This window comes from Acinetobacter nematophilus (assembly GCF_026344175.1).
Taxonomy (GTDB): Bacteria; Pseudomonadota; Gammaproteobacteria; order Pseudomonadales; family Moraxellaceae; genus Acinetobacter; species Acinetobacter nematophilus.
In genome coordinates, this window is the sequence record NZ_JAPKMY010000004.1 from 114996 (window position 1) to 131894 (window position 16899).

General features: G+C 41.0%; 16 protein-coding genes. 1 reads left to right on the forward strand and 15 read right to left on the reverse strand.

Annotated features, from left to right (window positions below; all coding sequences use genetic code 11):
* Nucleotides 1-209 precede the first annotated feature (209 nt).
* From OSH00_RS09665 to OSH00_RS09720, 12 genes are all read right to left on the reverse strand, one after another.
* Nucleotides 210-1145 carry a SphA family protein gene (locus tag OSH00_RS09665; protein WP_266130244.1) on the reverse strand — a complete coding sequence of 312 codons (936 nt, stop codon included), beginning with the start codon at nt 1143-1145 and terminating at the stop codon, nt 210-212.
* A 100-nt stretch (nt 1146-1245) separates the two neighbouring features.
* Nucleotides 1246-2730 (reverse strand): aldehyde dehydrogenase family protein, encoded by a 1485-nt coding sequence (locus OSH00_RS09670; RefSeq protein WP_266130245.1) that lies wholly within the window; start codon nt 2728-2730, stop codon nt 1246-1248.
* A 66-nt stretch (nt 2731-2796) separates the two neighbouring features.
* Complete coding sequence (locus OSH00_RS09675; RefSeq protein WP_266130246.1) at nt 2797-4398, reverse strand: GMC family oxidoreductase; 1602 nt, start codon at nt 4396-4398, stop codon at nt 2797-2799.
* Between the two features lie 125 nt (nt 4399-4523).
* Nucleotides 4524-5432, reverse strand: a complete 909-nt coding sequence (feaR, locus tag OSH00_RS09680; protein ID WP_266130247.1) for a transcriptional regulator FeaR — start codon at nt 5430-5432, stop codon at nt 4524-4526.
* Between the two features lie 139 nt (nt 5433-5571).
* Nucleotides 5572-6537 carry a p-hydroxyphenylacetate 3-hydroxylase reductase component gene (locus tag OSH00_RS09685; RefSeq protein ID WP_196075858.1) on the reverse strand — a complete coding sequence of 322 codons (966 nt, stop codon included), beginning with the start codon at nt 6535-6537 and terminating at the stop codon, nt 5572-5574.
* A 72-nt stretch (nt 6538-6609) separates the two neighbouring features.
* The gene (locus OSH00_RS09690; RefSeq protein ID WP_266130248.1) at nt 6610-7563 is read right to left on the reverse strand and encodes a PDR/VanB family oxidoreductase; all 954 of its coding nucleotides are present in this window, start codon (nt 7561-7563) and stop codon (nt 6610-6612) included.
* A 34-nt stretch (nt 7564-7597) separates the two neighbouring features.
* Nucleotides 7598-8335 (reverse strand): SDR family NAD(P)-dependent oxidoreductase, encoded by a 738-nt coding sequence (locus OSH00_RS09695; protein ID WP_266130249.1) that lies wholly within the window; start codon nt 8333-8335, stop codon nt 7598-7600.
* Between the two features lie 10 nt (nt 8336-8345).
* On the reverse strand, nt 8346-8831 hold the full coding sequence (locus OSH00_RS09700; protein ID WP_266130250.1) for an aromatic-ring-hydroxylating dioxygenase subunit beta: 486 nt from the start codon (nt 8829-8831) through the stop codon (nt 8346-8348).
* 10 nt (nt 8832-8841) lie between these two features.
* On the reverse strand, nt 8842-10119 hold the full coding sequence (locus OSH00_RS09705) for an aromatic ring-hydroxylating oxygenase subunit alpha (RefSeq protein WP_266130251.1): 1278 nt from the start codon (nt 10117-10119) through the stop codon (nt 8842-8844).
* A gap of 30 nt (nt 10120-10149) precedes the next feature.
* Entirely contained in the window at nt 10150-10677 is a 528-nt protein-coding gene (locus tag OSH00_RS09710; protein WP_266130252.1) for a nuclear transport factor 2 family protein, read from the reverse strand.
* A 42-nt stretch (nt 10678-10719) separates the two neighbouring features.
* Nucleotides 10720-11886: an acyl-CoA dehydrogenase family protein gene (locus tag OSH00_RS09715; protein WP_420909514.1), complete on the reverse strand. Its 1167-nt coding sequence runs from the start codon at nt 11884-11886 to the stop codon at nt 10720-10722.
* Nucleotides 11887-11904: 18 nt separating this feature from the next.
* Nucleotides 11905-13017, reverse strand: coding sequence for an amidase (locus OSH00_RS09720; RefSeq protein ID WP_266130254.1), 1113 nt, complete (start codon nt 13015-13017; stop codon nt 11905-11907).
* Nucleotides 13018-13166: 149 nt separating this feature from the next.
* Between OSH00_RS09720 and OSH00_RS09725 the strand changes: the two genes are divergently transcribed.
* On the forward strand, nt 13167-13634 hold the full coding sequence (locus tag OSH00_RS09725; protein WP_004831289.1) for a MarR family winged helix-turn-helix transcriptional regulator: 468 nt from the start codon (nt 13167-13169) through the stop codon (nt 13632-13634).
* Between the two features lie 49 nt (nt 13635-13683).
* Here the strand turns inward: OSH00_RS09725 and OSH00_RS09730 are convergent, their stop codons facing one another.
* The 3 genes from OSH00_RS09730 to OSH00_RS09740 all read right to left on the reverse strand — a co-directional run bounded on the left by OSH00_RS09730 (nt 13684) and on the right by OSH00_RS09740 (nt 16885).
* Entirely contained in the window at nt 13684-14682 is a 999-nt protein-coding gene (locus tag OSH00_RS09730; protein ID WP_266130255.1) for a 3-hydroxybutyryl-CoA dehydrogenase, read from the reverse strand.
* A gap of 1 nt (nt 14683) precedes the next feature.
* The gene (locus OSH00_RS09735) at nt 14684-15790 is read right to left on the reverse strand and encodes an NAD/NADP-dependent octopine/nopaline dehydrogenase family protein (protein WP_266130256.1); all 1107 of its coding nucleotides are present in this window, start codon (nt 15788-15790) and stop codon (nt 14684-14686) included.
* A gap of 99 nt (nt 15791-15889) precedes the next feature.
* Nucleotides 15890-16885, reverse strand: coding sequence for an AraC family transcriptional regulator (locus OSH00_RS09740; protein WP_266130257.1), 996 nt, complete (start codon nt 16883-16885; stop codon nt 15890-15892).
* Between the last annotated feature and the right edge of the window lie 14 nt (nt 16886-16899).

Below are 16899 nucleotides of genomic sequence, written 5' to 3' on the forward strand. Positions count from 1 at the left end.
CTCAACTATTTCGCTGAGTTAAAATCTGCATTCAATACCTGCGTACTTTTCAATACGGTTAAGACATAAATGGACTTTCTCCAGTATTGTAAGCTTGAAGTTCACTTCATGATTTCTTTAGGTGATGGTTAAGACTTCATGCTTGATAAAGCTTAACCATTTAAAAAGATCTTTCCAGAGTTTTATTTTCAGGAAACCCGTTAAAGCCATTATTTTTGAAAATGATGGATATATCTAAAAATTACACTGCTTCCCTGAGGGCGGTTTTCAGCGTCTTGCTCAAAATAAGCATTTGCAACCAAATGATCATGTGGAGAAAAGCTATACATTGCTCCTGATCCAATTGCCCAAACTTGTTCACGTCTTCCTTTGATCTTTTCTCCATCCACACGTGTATCGGTAATTTGATTCAACCAATACCCGTTTATTCCTAGACGAAACTTTGGTGTAACAGCATAACTGCTTTCAAAATTGGCATGTAAAGCTTGACCTGCCTGCATATCCTCAACTTCACCGAAACTATAAACTGGATCATCATTTTTAAAGTTATAAAGATAATGTAAGCGTGTTGAAATCGTCCATTTCTGATTCATCCAATATGTTGCAGCCCAATACGGGTTTAGCGATAACGCATTGGCACCCGGATTGATATCCCGATGACGATCATAATCACCTGTAGGCAGGTTGATTTGAAATTCAAACCGTTGCGAAAACTGAGGTCCATCTTTTCCCATTACAGGTTCAAATTGGATAAAAGGACCAATCACAATGTCTCCCAATCCTCGATTGGTTTTAATAGCTTGATGATGCAAACCATCATCAACATCAATATGAGCCAAGACTGGAATCACCATATTCAAACCAATATTGCCACTTCCTAATTTGAGATCTGAGACATAGCTGATCTGCTGAATAACTGATTGGAAACTAATCTCGGACTTCGGCAAGGAAAGCTTATTGCCATGCTGATCACGAATACTGTCTGCATGATAATTCTGAAAATAGCTTTGTGCATACCAACCATTCCCTGCCGGAACAGCACCATCCACAAAACTCGACAAACCTAAATTGACTGTGGGCAAATCACTGGCAAAACTTGGCTGTATAACCAGAAACAGTCCTAAACCCAATATATTCTTATTCATTGACAATATCCTTATTGTTGTGACAAAACGCGCCTGAAGATCTTGCTGAATGACCCTATCTTGTGATGCGCTTTGTCTGCTTTAAATATTTTTGTGTGTTTTAATAACGGATCATGACTGACTTTAATTCAGTATAATCTTCAATAAATGCATCAGAAAATTCACGCCCGAGACCTGAAGCTTTTACCCCGCCAAAAGGAACAGCCGGGTCTAAAAAAGTATGCATATTGACCCAAACCGAACCCGCTTCAATTTGAGGGATTAGACGCAATGCTTTTGAAAGGTCATTACTCCAAATACTCGCGGTTAAACCGAAACGAGAATGATTCATCATCGAAATTAATTCTTCATCACTTTCAAATGGAATCACATCCACCACAGGTCCAAATGTTTCTTCAATAAAAAGTGGATCGTCTACATCTCGTACTTTTAAAAGCGTGGGTTCGACAAAATAACCTGCGCCTTGGATTACTCGACCACCACAAATAATTTGATCATTTTGCTGAGCAATATCTAAAAAATGTTTAATCTTTTCAAAGTGAGCTTTATTGGAAAGTGGTCCAAACATGGTAGATTCATCCAATGGCGAACCAATTTTAAAATGCTGAAGTGCTGCCGTTATTTTTTGAGTAAATTCATCATATTTAGACTGGTGAACAAAGAAACGTTCTGGAGCCGCACATACCTGACCTTGATGTACAAATGTTGCTTGTAATAAGTTGGGTAGAATTTCATCAAGATTGGCATCTGCTAAAATTGCTGCGGCATTTTTTCCACCCAACTCAAGACTGACTCGGGTTAGATCATTTGTCATTGCTTGCTTGGCAATTGCAATACCTGTCGGTACAGAACCAGTGAATGAGATTTTTTTAACATGTTTGGAATTTATTAAATATTGTCCTGTTTCTCCTGTTCCTGTGACCACATTAATCACACCTTTGGGAATACCCGCTTCGATCGCAAGTTCTGCAACGCGTAATAAAGATAATGTGGTAAATTCACTGGGTTTAAGCACAATGGTACATCCCGTTGTTAATGCTGAACCAATTTTCCAGCACCCAATCATTAACGAAAAATTCCAAGGTACAATGCCAGCCACCACTCCAACAGGTTGGCGTATGGTATAAGCCGTATATTTTTCACCATTCATGGATGGAAGAGATGGCTGCATGGTCTGACCATGAACTTTAGTTGCCCATCCTGCAAAATACCTTAAAAATACAACGGATTGAGCAACTTCCAAATGTCGAGCCAAATGAATCAACTTACCTGTAGTTAAAGTTTCCAACTGAGCCAATTCTTCTGCATAGAACTCGATCAAATCTGCTAATTTGTTCAGCTTTTGCCCGCGTTCGTACGGTGAGGTATCGGCCCATGCATTAATAAAAGCATCTTGGGCACTCTCTACTGCTTCATCAACATCTTGTTGATTGCCGATTGCAATATGGGCAACCGTTTGCTCAGTTGCAGGATTAATCAAGGCTAAGCGCTGACGATCTACTTCAAGATGTTGGCCGTGAATAAAATGACCATGTTGCCGTTGTAAAAAAATTTGAACACTTTCTAGTATTTGCACTTCGCTCATCTTATTGTCCTTTGTCTTATATAAAAAATATTGGTGATCAAATGGTTTGCTTGATCGATATTCAATTCAGTGATTGAGAATAAAATCAGCACCCCGCTCACCAATCATGATTGCGACCGCATTGGTATTTCCGCTTGGGACTTGTGGGCATATTGAGCAATCGATTACACGTAAATTTTGAAAACCATGTACTTTCAAAGTTTGGTCTGTCACTGAATTTTTTGGCTCATTGCCCATTTTGCAACTGCCTGCTGGGTGATAAACGGTTTTTATGTTCTGACGCATCCATTTATTAATTGCGTCGACATTGTCAGGGTCAATATTTGCGGGTTCTATGACTTCTTTGACAATTGCTTTGAGTGCAGGTTGTTGCAATAAACGTAGCCCAGCCTGTACAGCACGGATGTTGGCATCAATATCATCTTGATGTCCCAAATAATTTGGATCAATGATCGGTAACGCATTTGGATCTTTGCTACTTAAACGTAAGTATCCACGTGCTTTCGGTTGTACATGCCCAACTTTAATCGTCAGCCCATGCGCTTGAGCGGCAGTTTTTTCACCTGGAGTATTATCAAAATTATCCAATACAGGTAAAAAATGGAACTGCACATCTGGTCGACCATGCTTATTGGTATCAATAAAACCACCACCTTCCAAAATATTGGAAGTCAGTAATCCTGAACGGGTAAAACGCCATTGTAAAAAATGTCGTACAGCTTTTAAGCCGTGATCTTCTCCAAGCAAACTGTTCTGAGTTGTCACTGTCGCATTTACTGACATATGCAAATGATCGTGAAAGTTTTCACCAACGGGCAAATCCTGAATACATTGAATATCAAGTTTATCTAAATGTTGTTTAGGGCCAATGCCTGACAGCAATAACACTTTTGGACTGCCAATTGCGCCTGCACTCACAATCACTTCTTTACGTACAAGGGCTGTTACTGTTGCTTGACCTGCAATACTGTATGTTACACCTGTTGCTTGATGATCTTGGGTTTCAATTTTATGAACCAAGGCATCGGTCACGATTGTGATATCTGGGTGATGTTCGACTGATTTTAAATAGGTTTTTGAAGTACTGGCTCTTTCACCATTTTGTGTAGTCGTCTGATAAAATCCTACACCGGCCTGATCCCAACCATTCATATCGTTGACATAATTCATTCCCATTTGTTGACCAGCACGGATGCAAGCTAGGGTTAACGGATGACGGTAGCGATTTTCACTGACAGGTAAAATACCGCTTTGACCATGATATTCATCTGCAAGGCTTTCATTTTTTTCTGCTTTTTTAAAAAAAGGCAATACGTCTTGATAAGACCATTGATCACAACCCCATTCAGATGCCCATAAGTCATAATCCTGTCGTTGTCCACGACAGTACACCATACCATTGACTGAACTTCCCCCACCAAGAACTTTACCTTGTGCAAGAATCATTTCACGATGATTACAATGCTCCTGTGGAACCGTCATATACGGCCATGATTTTTGTTGAAAGACTTTGATCACTGTTGCAGGAATCGTATGAAATAGACTACTGTCTTTAGTACCAGCCTCTAAAACCAATATACGTCCCGCTTTTGCTTGTAATAATCGCGTGGCAACTACACAGCCTGCTGAGCCTGCCCCGATAATGATATAGTCATAGTCGTTGTTCATCATGCATCCCTACGCATCAATTTCCATGATTCAGATTTCATCATGGCGGGCTGACTGATTCTTGTTCAATCGTGACAAATAGGATGCAAAATTGTGACATACAGACTTTTATAAAAAAGAGTCGGTCAAATTTTGAGGCGATACTCTTTGGGTGTTATCCCGACGATCTTACGAAATAACTTAGAAAAATGAGCACTATCACCAAAACCGCACTTCAAAGCAATTTCAGTGATTGACAAGCTTTTATTCTTATTATCTTTTAACTCATATTGAATTTTTTCAATGCGATGCGTTTGAATAAATTTATGGACTGATTGTTGGTGATGTTCAAACAAACGATGCAAATGTCGCAGTGAAATGCCTAAATGATCAGCGATCATTTGTGCGTTTAAGTTCTGTTGGTCAAGGTGTTCAAAAATAAATCGTTCTGCTTTTAATTTAAGATGATCTGAAATTTCAATATTTTTATAATTAATGGTGGGTTTAATCAAAGCGATCAAGGCATCTTCAAAAGCATTCTCATCTTCTTTTGCATACCAGAGTTCTATCTTTTCAGGCGAAAGATTCTGCAACATGCACTTCAGTAAATGTCCACTCATGTTTGAAGTAATTAACTTACCAAAGTGATCCACAGTAATGCCTTGTCTAAACAATTTTTCACGCGATAAATGCACTGATACATGGCTAAACAAACCTTGTGGGTACATATCTATGGTTTCATCTGGATCAAGTAATGCAATATCACCCTCATTTAATTGAATACTCTGATCCTTATAGGCAATCCGCATTCTACCTGTATACTGAATCACCAAAAAACAGAGACGGTCTTTCACTCGATCTGGTATGCCACTTTTGCGGGAAATATGACTGGCATTACTTTTAATAAATGCAACCTCTGTTTCTCCCAGTAAAAAAAACTTAACCTCACCAATGAATAAACTACAGTGTTTATCAAAAGTCGTCTCAAAATCACCGCAGACTTTTTGGATGCATTCAGTCCACTGCACCATTTCATTTTTTTGAACTTGATTCATATCCATTTCCCTCGGATAGAACGATTGAATAGGGTGAACAATTATGCTTGACTGAGTTTAGCCCACAAAAACTATAGGATTAGATTCAATATTCAAACTGCCGACAAACTCATTGACAAGTTTGTCGGCTCCTAAAGTCTCATGCTATTCCTGCAATATCCTTTAAGATTTTTATAAATACTTCCTTTTCTTGTTCAGGATATTTCTCAAAAACCTCATTTTGATGACTGTCCGCAATATCAAATAAATAATGTGCTGTTTTCTTGCCCTTTTCTGTCAGCTTGAAAAAACCATCACTTTCAATCATTAAACCATCTTTTTTAAGAATAGTTGCAGCCTGTTCAACTTCACGCATAGGCATGGCAATATCGCGTGGTAAATCTGCTTTATTCGAAGCGGTTCCACTTCCCAATACCAACAATAAACGGGCTTCACTGGTCCGGAACCCTGTCACGAGCTGCTTAGGAATATAATCTGTTTGATAAAATTTAAACGCCCGACTCATCAGATAACACACGTTACTGTATAAATGTCCTTGATGAAGTTGCCCTAAATCCTCCGGTTCTGCTTGAACAGTGTCTTTCAACTGAAGCAAAGGGTGTGGAATGACTCCAGAATAAGCACCTTGGTGATAAACCAAAGGGCTGCGCCCCTGATCATGAAACTTCACCACTTTCCCGATAATGATCCAATGATCCCCCCCTTCAATAATTGCATGTCGCTCACATTCAAACACAGCCGAACAATGGTCTAAAACTGGTGCCTTTCCTGCACCTGTCTGATAACTTGTTCCCTCATATTTGTCGATATTACGGCGTGAAAATTTGTTGGATAACTCAATTTGAGAACCTGATAAAATATTTACAGCAAAATGAGTCGCTTGTTCAAATACAGAAAAACTGGATGATTTCTTGTCGATACTCCATAAAATTAAAGGCGGGTCCAAGGACACGGAGTTAAAGCTATTTGCAGTGACGCCTACTTTCTCGCCTTGATCGTTTTGTGCGGTAACGATGGTGACACCAGTTGCAAAGTTTCCCAATGCACGTCTAAACTGCATCGGATCTATGCTGATTTCATCCATTGATTGTCGTGAATTCATTATTCTCTCCTGAATCTTTTATCCTATTTGATGTCCTATCTTTGTCATCTCGATATCGTGGTTTAATCCAACTGATTAAATATCCAGGACCAACCGTGCTGACTTTGAACGAGAACAACACACCAGTATCTGTTCATTGCTGGCCTTTTCTTCATCTGTAAAATACACATCACGATGGTCAGGTTCGCCTTCAATCACATCGCACATACAGGTGCCACATACCCCCTGTTCACATGACATCTCGATATCTATGCCTTCTCGTGCCAAAGCCTGCAGAATCGTTTCTTCAGCATTGACCATAATAATTTTACCACTGCGTTCAGCCACAACTTCAAAGGCATCTCCGCTTGTTTCGACTTCAACCTGAAAATACTCTTTATGAATGTGCTGTTCAGTAAAATTTTGGCTGAGGGCTAAGTTGATCACCCAATCCATAAAGCCATTGGGGCCGCAAGTGTAGATATGGCTGTCTTTTTCAATGTCTTGAATGGCTGATTGGAAAAATTCACGATGATTGGCGCCCTCAGATTTAAAATGGAAGGTGCTAAAAGGTGCCAATACGCCATTTTTAATTTCATCAACAAAAGCACAGTGCTCTGGACTTGCTCCACAATAATGCAATTCAAATGAAGCACCTTCTTGTGCCAGTTGATAAGCCATGGTAATTAACGGCGTGATTCCAATACCACCACCAATCAATACAGCATGTTTGGCTTTAACCAATGGAAATAGATTTTTGGGCTGACTAACCTGAATCTGCATACCATCTTTTAAATCATCAAACGCAGAGATTGATCCCCCACGGGATTCCGGATCACGTAAAATTCCTAATCGAAACTTACCCACATCATTTGGATTTTGGCAAAGTGAGTATTGACGTACCATGCCATTCGGCAAGTGCACATCAATATGTGCACCTGCTTCAATTTTTGGTAGTGCCGTTGAATTTGCAGACTCAAATTCCATGACTGCAACATTTCCACCTTCAACGTGACGGTTTCTGACCACTACGTTATACAGTATCGTCATGATTTATCTCCTTATTATGTGCTGAGCTTTAGGCTTAGCGCATAAATAATCCACCGTTAATATCCCACGTTGCACCAGTCACAAATGCAGCACTTGGGCTTGCCAGCAAAGCGCAGGTTTCAGCAATAAATGTCATACTCCCTAATGCCCTAACAGGAATGTTTTGAATAAATTGCGCCATTTTTTCCTCAGATACCACGCTATGTACAATCGGTGATTCCATAGGGCCGGGAGCAATCGCATTCACCGTTACCCCTTTGGCAGCAAATTCCTTAGCAAAAATTTTGGTTAGGGTGACGATTGCGCCTTTAGTCGCTGCATAGTGTGCGCCTGTAGCAGTTCCACCATTTTGACCAGCCAAAGAAGCCATATTCACGATACGGCCATAACCCTGATCAGCCATATATTTGCCAATGATCTGGCAAGCTTGGAAAGTGCCGCGTTGGTTCACCTGTGTCACCCAGTCAAAATCCGCAGCAGTAATCTCTAAAACAGGCGTTGCCTTGGTCACAGTTGCATTGTTAATCAATACATCCAATTTTGAGAATTTCTCTTGAATCCACTGCACAGCTGCATGAAAGTCAGCCTCTACTGAAATATCCAGTTTTAAGGCAAACATATTTTCCGCATAGGCACTGCGTGCTTTGGCATTCTCAGCCTTTTCCAAGCTACTTGCTGAAACAATGACCTGATGTCCTTGAGCCGCAAAATATTCGGCAATCACATTGCCCAGTCCAGAAGCAGCACCTGTCACTAAAACAACCTGTTTCATTTTCCTGCTCCTAGAGAATATAACTGATACCCGCCAAGGTATCGGTCGAGTTAACTAAGTTAATAATTTTTCTACTGATTTTAAACCCATGCTCAGAGTCACGAACCAAATGGAATGTCACATCGGCGGTATAATGTTTTAGGCTCTCTTTACGAAACTCACGTAAGTTTTGTGCGCAACGTAAAATTATTTCGCCGTCTTGATCTTGTACAATGCGAACGCGCGAAACACTGCGTACCGTATTGGCTTTTGGTGCCGTTGAAATCGCCTCACCATTTTGTAAGCGTTGTACACGTAACTTACGCATATGATGATCGTCATAAGCATAGTTCAAATTATTTTCGTAATCTGTCAGTTTGGGATCAATTGGAATGATATACACGCCCTTCTCATTCCATAAATCTAACCAGTTATCATGCTCAGAGTGATCCAGCATATCTGCCTCAGCCCAAATAAAAGCTGTAACTTCATTGAGTAAATCTAAATCAATTTTCATGGCACTCTCCTTAAGCCGTCATCAACTTTTTCCACTGCTGATAAGCAGCACGCATGCCTGTTTCAGCACTGACATCACTCTTTAAACCATCTTCAGTTTTGACTTCACCCGGTAGACCTCGATTTAACATGATCCATAAATCATTGCCTGCGTTTGCACCATGTTGTACACGTTCCCATGCCTCAGAGTCATCAGGGGTTCCAAAACCAAATGGCCCTTGGAAATGTTCATGTAGACGCAAACGATATTGATTGGCGATTTGTGGTCCACCCTCCATGGTAATGACAGAGTGGTGAATTTCGGTTTCTTTGGCTGAAATAGGTTGCATCACACGGAAGAAAGCCATTGAGCAGGCGATGTTCGGGAATATATTCAAGTTAAAACCAGATCCGCCAACAGCACGTACGATGCGACGTACTTCCAGTTCTTCATGACCTTCATCACGTAAAGCCTGAGCCAAGTCTTCAAAGCGTTCTTGGATTGGTCGCTCCATTAATTCTTCATCTAGATCGACCAGTTCAGGAATCATCACCATGACACTATGACCATTGCCTAAGTCTTCGACAAAACCGGGTTGATTTTCAAAATTGAACAGTTCTTCAGTCTTCTCATCAACTGAGCTTAAGAAAGACTTATGCACCAATGGGAAATGATAGGCATCGGTGGTGTTTTCTAACTGAATTTTCCAGTTTCCCGGGAAACGAAAGCGATGCTCACCCAAAACTTTGATTGGATAGCCTGCACCCTGCTTCATAAACAGATCTATCCATTTCTTTGCAGCCCCCAAGAAATCTTCCAAGGGTTCAATATCCTGTTTAAACGTGGCAAAAATCATTCCATTGTATTCTTCGACCCTTAAACTCACTAAGGGGAATTCAGACTTGTCGAGACAGTCTCCATAACTTTCAGGAGAAGGTACACCACGTAATGAGCCATCCAGTGCATAACTCCACCCATGATAAGGACAGACAAAACTATTGGTCTTGCCCTTTTTATGTTCGCAGACTGTTGCTGCACGATGACGGCAACGGTTTAACAAAACATGAACTTTCTTCTTGCGATCACGAACCACCACAACAGGCTGTTGACCAATATTGATGGTCTTATAACTTCCACCTTCTGGAATTTCACTGGCATGGGCCACCCAGACCCAAGTGCTGTAAAAAATTTTTTCCATCTCTTGTTCAAAGATATGCTCATCTTTATATAAGGAGGTATGTGCACGGTCACTTTGAACCAAATCGTTGTAATCAACATCAATGTTCTGCATTGGAATAATACTGTTCATATCAATTATCCTTTTCAATCTATCCATAGGTTATTGCTGAGACGGTACTGGCAATTTCGCTGTACTGTTCCAGTGGGATACGGGACGACTAAAAATATTTTCAGTCTGGAAATGTTTAATTTTCCAACGCCCATCGGCTTGCTGTTTAAACTTAACTGTAAGTTTTGCGGCGTTTAAATGGCTCTGGTCATCGCCGAAGGTTGAGGTCTGCAACATCAACCAACTTGCATTTGCCTGTTCGGCATTCATTTCAATTTGTTCTGAACTGAGGAAGTGCGCATTCATCACAAAGTGTGATTCTTTCCGGGTATAGCTTTTAAACATGTTAAAAATGGCTTGCCAAGAATCATAACGTCCAAAAGATTGGGCATATTTTTCGCCAATCCCTTCCCATATACTGTCTGGATCAAATAAATCCATGAGTTCATCCAGATCAGTACTGACATTTAAACCATCGCAAATTTCCATATAACGGTTGATACAGTTACGGATCGCGTTTTGTGCTTCAAGTTGTTGTATCCGCTGTATAAGATGCTGTAAAACGGCTTGATCATTCATCTCTGCTTCATCCCTGTGCGCTGTCTAATGATGTTTATCAAACTATAGATAACCGGGTGTTGGCTGCATGCCAAAACTCACCAAAGCCGCATTTTGTAAAGTGGCATCTCCCATAAAGGCATGCTGTGTCACCACATTGGTATCATTCACAAAGCGGCTAAACGGATTGTGGGTATAGATTGCGGTCATACCTGCCAACATTTGGATTTTACGTGTTACTCGTGCGCAGACTCTTGCCACATGGGTACATGACAAGCGCATGTCACTGATCTGTTCCGCTGTGGGTGTACGTTCAGCAAGTACTTCATTCCAGACGATTTGCATGGTGTCATAGAACCAAACCCGTGCTGCTTTAAACTCCGCTTCGGCCTGAGCAAATTCATATTGGGTCACTGGACGATTGGCAATTTCAGCCCCGCCTGTAATTGAAGCTTTACCCGGTGCAAGTTTTTGAAACTCTTCAAGTGCTGCTGCCGCTACACCAATCCCGACCACAGTTAAAACCTGTGTTGCCAGTGACAGTGAGGGATATTTAAAAAATGGTTCGGACAACTTCGATGGCTCACCACGAACAAAAGTCCATTCTTTTGCGACCAGAACATCTTTCACCACCAAATCATGACTACCTGTACCTTTGAGTCCCACAGTATCCCATGTCATTTCAATTTGGGCCTGTTGGGCAGGCATGACTGCCATACGGGGCAAACCTTGAGTTTCATTATTTTTCTGTGGTGAAATCCCGACCCCTACGATATCTGCCCCCATGCAGCCACTGGAAAATTTCCAGCGCCCGCTGACCACAACGCCTTGTTCAGTAATTTCCGCTGGTTGTGGCGGAAAAATCCCTCCTGCAAAAACAATATCGGGACCGTCTTGGTATAACTGCTCAAGCGTTGCTTCAGGTAAACTGCCTAAATATGCAGGACTCATTCCAAAGCTTGCTACCCAACCTACTGAGCCATCCGCTTTAGACAATTGTTCAATCAATTCGCAAAACTGTTTTGGTGACCATTCATTGCCGCCAAAGCGTTTTGGAACCAAAGCACGATACACACCGATGTGTTTAAGTTTCTCGATAATGTCCTGACTGACATAAGCTTGGTTGTCAAACTCACCTGTACAAGCACGCTCACGTATTTCCTGACATAAAGCGTCTAATTCTGCTGTTTTTGTGTCCATTACAAAATCCTTTGTCGCTAACTGATTCATTACCTGCTTCCTTGTAATTTATTGCGCTGCCTCAACGATATATTTCGCAATTGCACAGAGATGCTCATCTGCATTTTGTTTTGCCACGATTTGTAAACCGACAGGTAAACCTGACGCTGTTTGTAGCGGTATTGAAATCGCTGGATGTCCCGATAAATTAAAAGGACGAACCAAGCCCGTTAGATTCAAAAACGCCACAGTATTTTCTGCTTCAATCACTTTGGGTGGTATCTGTGGCAAGGTTGGTAAAATCAAGGCATCAAATTGTGTCAATAAAGCATCGATTTCAGCCTTAAAATTGGCTTTTATTTGTTCTGCTTGCTGCACTTGTTGCAATGATGTTTGTGCAGCTTTAAGTAATCGAGCGTTGACATCTGCCCCGACTAATCCAGTTTCAGTTAAAGCTGCATATGCCTGCCAATTTTCATAATTGATAATCTGCATGCCTGCTTCAAAAGCTGAGTCAAACCATTCAGATTTCACAGAAGTCAGCGGCAAATCAGCTTGAGCAAGATAGTCTTGAATACATTCAATCACTTCAGTATCCGCCCTTACATCAAGCCAAGCGAGTTTTGGTGCCTGTGTTAAGTCAGCTAAAGGATGGAAGCTTGGATCAATAATTTGCATTGCGGTTTCAAGCATGCTGACTGACATTGCAAATGGTCCAACACAGTCCAAAGAACTCGCTGCTGGATGCACACCTTGACGACTCACTCGATCAAAGGTTGGTTTTAAACCATATACCCCGCAACACGCCGCAGGCATACGGATTGAACCGCCAGTATCCGTACCTAATGTAAAATCAGCCAAACCTGCTGCTACAGCTGCCGCAGAACCACTTGATGACCCTCCTGGGATCAGCTCAGGATATTTAGGGTTAATTGCAGTACCAAAGTGATGGTTGATACCGGTAATCCCAAAAGCAAGTTCATGCAAATTTGTTTTCGCAATGATTTGGCAGTCTGCGGCCAAAATACGATCCACAACTTCTGCATTTGCAGTTGCAGCAGGTGTATTCATCAACGCTTGGCTGCCTGCCATTGTTTTCATGCCTTGAATGTCAATGGAATCTTTCACCATCACTTTCAATGCACCAGTGCCTTTTTGTACCTCTTGTACAACAATATTCATTCACTTTTCCATGTATTTTTATAGTTAATACAAATATCGGAAAAAGTAATGTAATTGTCAAGCTATTTTTATTGATAAACAGCAAAGAAAAAAAAAATTAATTTTTGTATAATCAGAAATATCCATTTTTATAAAGTTATTACTTGGCTATGCTGACTCATTTAGAACAATTCCTACCTAACAATGAACCAAGCAGTTTACAAAGCTACCCTTTTTTCTGGATCTCGCAAGTCAACGGAAAATACACACAGCTTATTGAAAAATCGATTAAAAAATTAGGTATAGATAACACACGTCGTAAAATTATCTTGAGCACAAATGCTTTGGAACAAGCCAGTATTACAGAGATTGCCAATCTCTCTACACTGAAATTAACCACGGCAACCAAAGCGATTTATCGTTTAGTTGAAGATGATATTGTGCAAGTTTTTTCATCAGAGGCTGATGAACGAATCTCGATGGTCAAGCTAACCGATAAAGGAAAAGAACTGGTTGAACAAATTAACCAGATCAGTCAGGTGACCTTGTCTGGGATTTTAAATGCCTTTGAAGATGAAGAACTTCATCAGTTAAATGCCCAACTCAAAAAACTGTTTAACCTTATGCCTTCGAGTTAAATCTGATCGTAAAAGCTCATCTCTATCGAGATGAGCTAAACATCAAAGTTTAAACTGCATCATTTTGTAAGATATTAAACTTCGGTTTTAAATGCTGGCTGCTGATTCGATCTGCAAATTGGTATAACACTTGCTGTTTGTAATCAGCAATATCGACCTGATCATAATTATAAAAGCCTTGTTTTTCACGTAAGCCATTGCGTTGTTGACGCATATTTTCAGCAATGATTTCAGGTGCTTGATAGCGATCTCCTAACTCCCTTTGCAAATATTGTGAGGCATAATACAAAATATCACCACCACCCCAATCAATGAATTCCAAAAGCCCCAAAACAGAAAAGCGCAAACCAAACCCTGTACGAATGGCAATATCAATATCTTCTGCTGAGGCTACACCTTCTTCGACCATTCGTGCTGCTTCATTCATGGCCAACGCTTGAATCCGCGGCACGATATAACCGGCTTTCGCGTTACATACCACAGGAACTTTGCCCATGGCATGCAAAAAGTTTTTTAAGTCGGTTACCGCTTCATCGGAAGTTTGTTCAGAACGGCTTAATTCCACCAAGGGCATCAGATAAGCAGGATTTAACCAGTGTGCATTGATCACTCTTGCAGGATGCGAAATCATTTGCGCAATATCGCTAACCAAAAAGGTAGATGTTGTCGAAGCTACGATACAATTGGCTAAAATACAGGAGTCTAGCCATGCAAAAACTTCCTGTTTGAGTTGTTTTACTTCTGGAACAGCTTCAAGTAATAAATCACAATTCGATAAGACCTCGACTGATGCATCTCGGCTTAAAATATCAATCTTCTCCAGTATAAAAATATGTTGCTCAGATTGAATAAAATTAATTTTCCCGAGTAATGCAACCTCTTGCTTAAGATCACCCAGAATTTGCATGCGATAGTCTTGGAATTCTATTTCACTTCGTTGCCTAGCATCAATTAACGCGACCTTAAGCCCTGCGTAGGCAAAAGCAATCGCCATTGCTTTGCCCATTCGACCCGCACCCAATATTGCAATCTTTGAAATTTTGCTCATGCTAAACTCCTTGCAATAAGATCGCTTGCAGTTCAGCTTTACTGTGAAGGGCAAGCCCTAAATTTTCAAAGGTCCGACCTTCCAGATATAAATCTTTTCCAGTAATTGCAGAAGCAATATTCAGCAAACCTTCTGCCACAGGTGTTGCGACACCCGCCCAGCGCCCCACCGAAACTAAAAAGGATAATCCCAAATGCGTGTCTTCCAACATATAACGATGTGACTGTAGATCAATATCTTCTCGCCAATCTCCACTATCGGTTAATTTGCCATGCGCACCTCGACCATACATCCATTCATCTCCCTCATCGGCTTTGTTATAGTGATCCGCCAAAGGGAAATGAGGTGCAGCATAACCCAATGCCTCACGGACTTGCATTCGCTCAGCATCCAGTTGATTGGTCACACGACGAATTGAAGGCTGCGTACCTTCATTGTGAATATCCCAAGCTTCAAAATGCTCCAAGGGTCCAGCATTCATGAGAATCAAAGGGGGATGAATAATTGGTCCAGCATTCATCAAAGCTCCGCTCAAACCATCTTCAATCGGCTCTACGCTTGGATAAGCCTGCTTAAGCTGCTGAAAAGCATGTTCTGACAATGCGCTGGGAAAAACACCTGTCGGCAATCTTGTGGCATAACCACTAATTACGATTTGATTGACCCCATGTTTACGCACTAAATACGGTAAAGTCCCGGTTTCTGCAAAAGCCACTTTTGCATGATTCCCCGCATCCCGCATGGCTTTGGCAAAAATAAAACTGCCAAATGTCGCAGGGGGCAAAAACACCACCTGCCCAGCTTGGAAAAAATTTGCCGCTTGCTGTGCTAAATCTTCATGTGTTGTGGCTGGCAGAGGAATAATAATTAGTTCGGCATGCTGAATGGCATTCTGTAAGTCATGAGTCAAGTTGATCTGGCTCTGTTCAAATCCGACTGTTAGGGTTCGATCTCCCTGATAATCCTTCACTTTCAATTGACCTGTCATGGCGAATTGTTTTAACGCTGCTGAATCACGGCGCCATAACACCACATCATGTCCTTTTTCTGCCATTTCTGCTGCAGCTGCATAGCATCCATGCCCACCGCCGAGTACTGTAATTTTCATGATCTCTCCTGATGATTCACTTTCAATTCATCATAGGTGAGCCATAAACATCTGGCTTATCCAAATGCGCAGTGCTTATTCAATTTACGCAGGCATTTTTTAGTTGAGCGGAGCATTCATTTTTAAGGTCTGAGAGGGTAAACAGCCATAACGTTTTTTATAAATTGTCGAAAAATGTCCAAAACTCTGGATACCGTAACGCAATAAAATATCTGTGACCGTTTCATTGACTTGAGTCGCTTGCAAGGCCTGATGGACATGTTTCAATCGTTGCTCCCGGATATATTCCACAGGTGTTTGCTGTAAATATTGTCCAAAGCCTTTTTGCAATGTACGGATCGACACATCACAGTGTTGGCTTAAACTGGATAATGAAATTGGTTGCTGTAATTGATCTTGAATATACTGTTGGGCTTTTTTTAGATAACGTGGTAAAAGCTGCTGACCTTGAATACGCAACTGCTCGCTATAGTTGTTTGGAATTTTGAGTAAAATCAATTCAATCAGATACTGGGTAAAACTGCTCGAAATAAACTGCCAATTGTGAATATGATAATAGGCATGACACAGATAATTGAGTGTTTCGATCACTGCATCCATGCCTTCAGCCGTACAAGATGGCAAAGTATCAAACTGAAGCGGAGCTTGAGCCGAATGCCCCAACATATGACATAACTGTGCTTCCACATCTTGCTGTGACAATTTTAAAATAATATTGCGACAGTCCTGGTTGGTGACAATCTGCTGACGTGTATAGGGATGTGTGACAGACATAATTCCAACAGATTGCAGCACATGTTGATTTGCTACACTGACTTTGCATTGACCTTCAAGCGTAAGTCGGAATAAATAAAAGTTAAATCGCTCATCAATCGTAATCATCACAGGCGCACTATACTTCAAATCGTATAGCGCATTATTTCCAAAACTAAAACCATTTAAGCGTGTATTCAAGGGCTCTTTTAAGGCAACATCAAAATGATGCGGACATAAATAATGGCTGATTTGCGCTTTAATAGTCTGATAGTCATCGGATTTCAATAATAAAAATTCATCCAGATAATGAAGGTGATTCAGTTTGACAGATGCTTCCATCATTACACTCCCTT

Coding starts and splice junctions, on each gene's coding strand:
- OSH00_RS09675 (WP_266130246.1), bottom strand. CDS start 4,398: ATGAACAACGACTATGACTATATCATTATCGGGGCAGGCTCAGCAGGC.
- OSH00_RS09670 (WP_266130245.1), bottom strand. CDS start 2,730: ATGAGCGAAGTGCAAATACTAGAAAGTGTTCAAATTTTTTTACAACGG.
- OSH00_RS09715 (WP_420909514.1), bottom strand. CDS start 11,886: ATGAATCAGTTAGCGACAAAGGATTTTGTAATGGACACAAAAACAGCA.
- OSH00_RS09690 (WP_266130248.1), bottom strand. CDS start 7,563: ATGACGATACTGTATAACGTAGTGGTCAGAAACCGTCACGTTGAAGGT.
- OSH00_RS09705 (WP_266130251.1), bottom strand. CDS start 10,119: ATGAACAGTATTATTCCAATGCAGAACATTGATGTTGATTACAACGAT.
- OSH00_RS09710 (WP_266130252.1), bottom strand. CDS start 10,677: ATGAATGATCAAGCCGTTTTACAGCATCTTATACAGCGGATACAACAA.
- OSH00_RS09730 (WP_266130255.1), bottom strand. CDS start 14,682: ATGAGCAAAATTTCAAAGATTGCAATATTGGGTGCGGGTCGAATGGGC.
- OSH00_RS09720 (WP_266130254.1), bottom strand. CDS start 13,017: ATGAATATTGTTGTACAAGAGGTACAAAAAGGCACTGGTGCATTGAAA.
- OSH00_RS09695 (WP_266130249.1), bottom strand. CDS start 8,335: ATGAAACAGGTTGTTTTAGTGACAGGTGCTGCTTCTGGACTGGGCAAT.
- OSH00_RS09735 (WP_266130256.1), bottom strand. CDS start 15,790: ATGAAAATTACAGTACTCGGCGGTGGGCATGGATGCTATGCAGCTGCA.
- feaR (WP_266130247.1), bottom strand. CDS start 5,432: ATGAATCAAGTTCAAAAAAATGAAATGGTGCAGTGGACTGAATGCATC.
- OSH00_RS09665 (WP_266130244.1), bottom strand. CDS start 1,145: ATGAATAAGAATATATTGGGTTTAGGACTGTTTCTGGTTATACAGCCA.
- OSH00_RS09700 (WP_266130250.1), bottom strand. CDS start 8,831: ATGAAAATTGATTTAGATTTACTCAATGAAGTTACAGCTTTTATTTGG.
- OSH00_RS09740 (WP_266130257.1), bottom strand. CDS start 16,885: ATGGAAGCATCTGTCAAACTGAATCACCTTCATTATCTGGATGAATTT.
- OSH00_RS09725 (WP_004831289.1), top strand. CDS start 13,167: ATGCTGACTCATTTAGAACAATTCCTACCTAACAATGAACCAAGCAGT.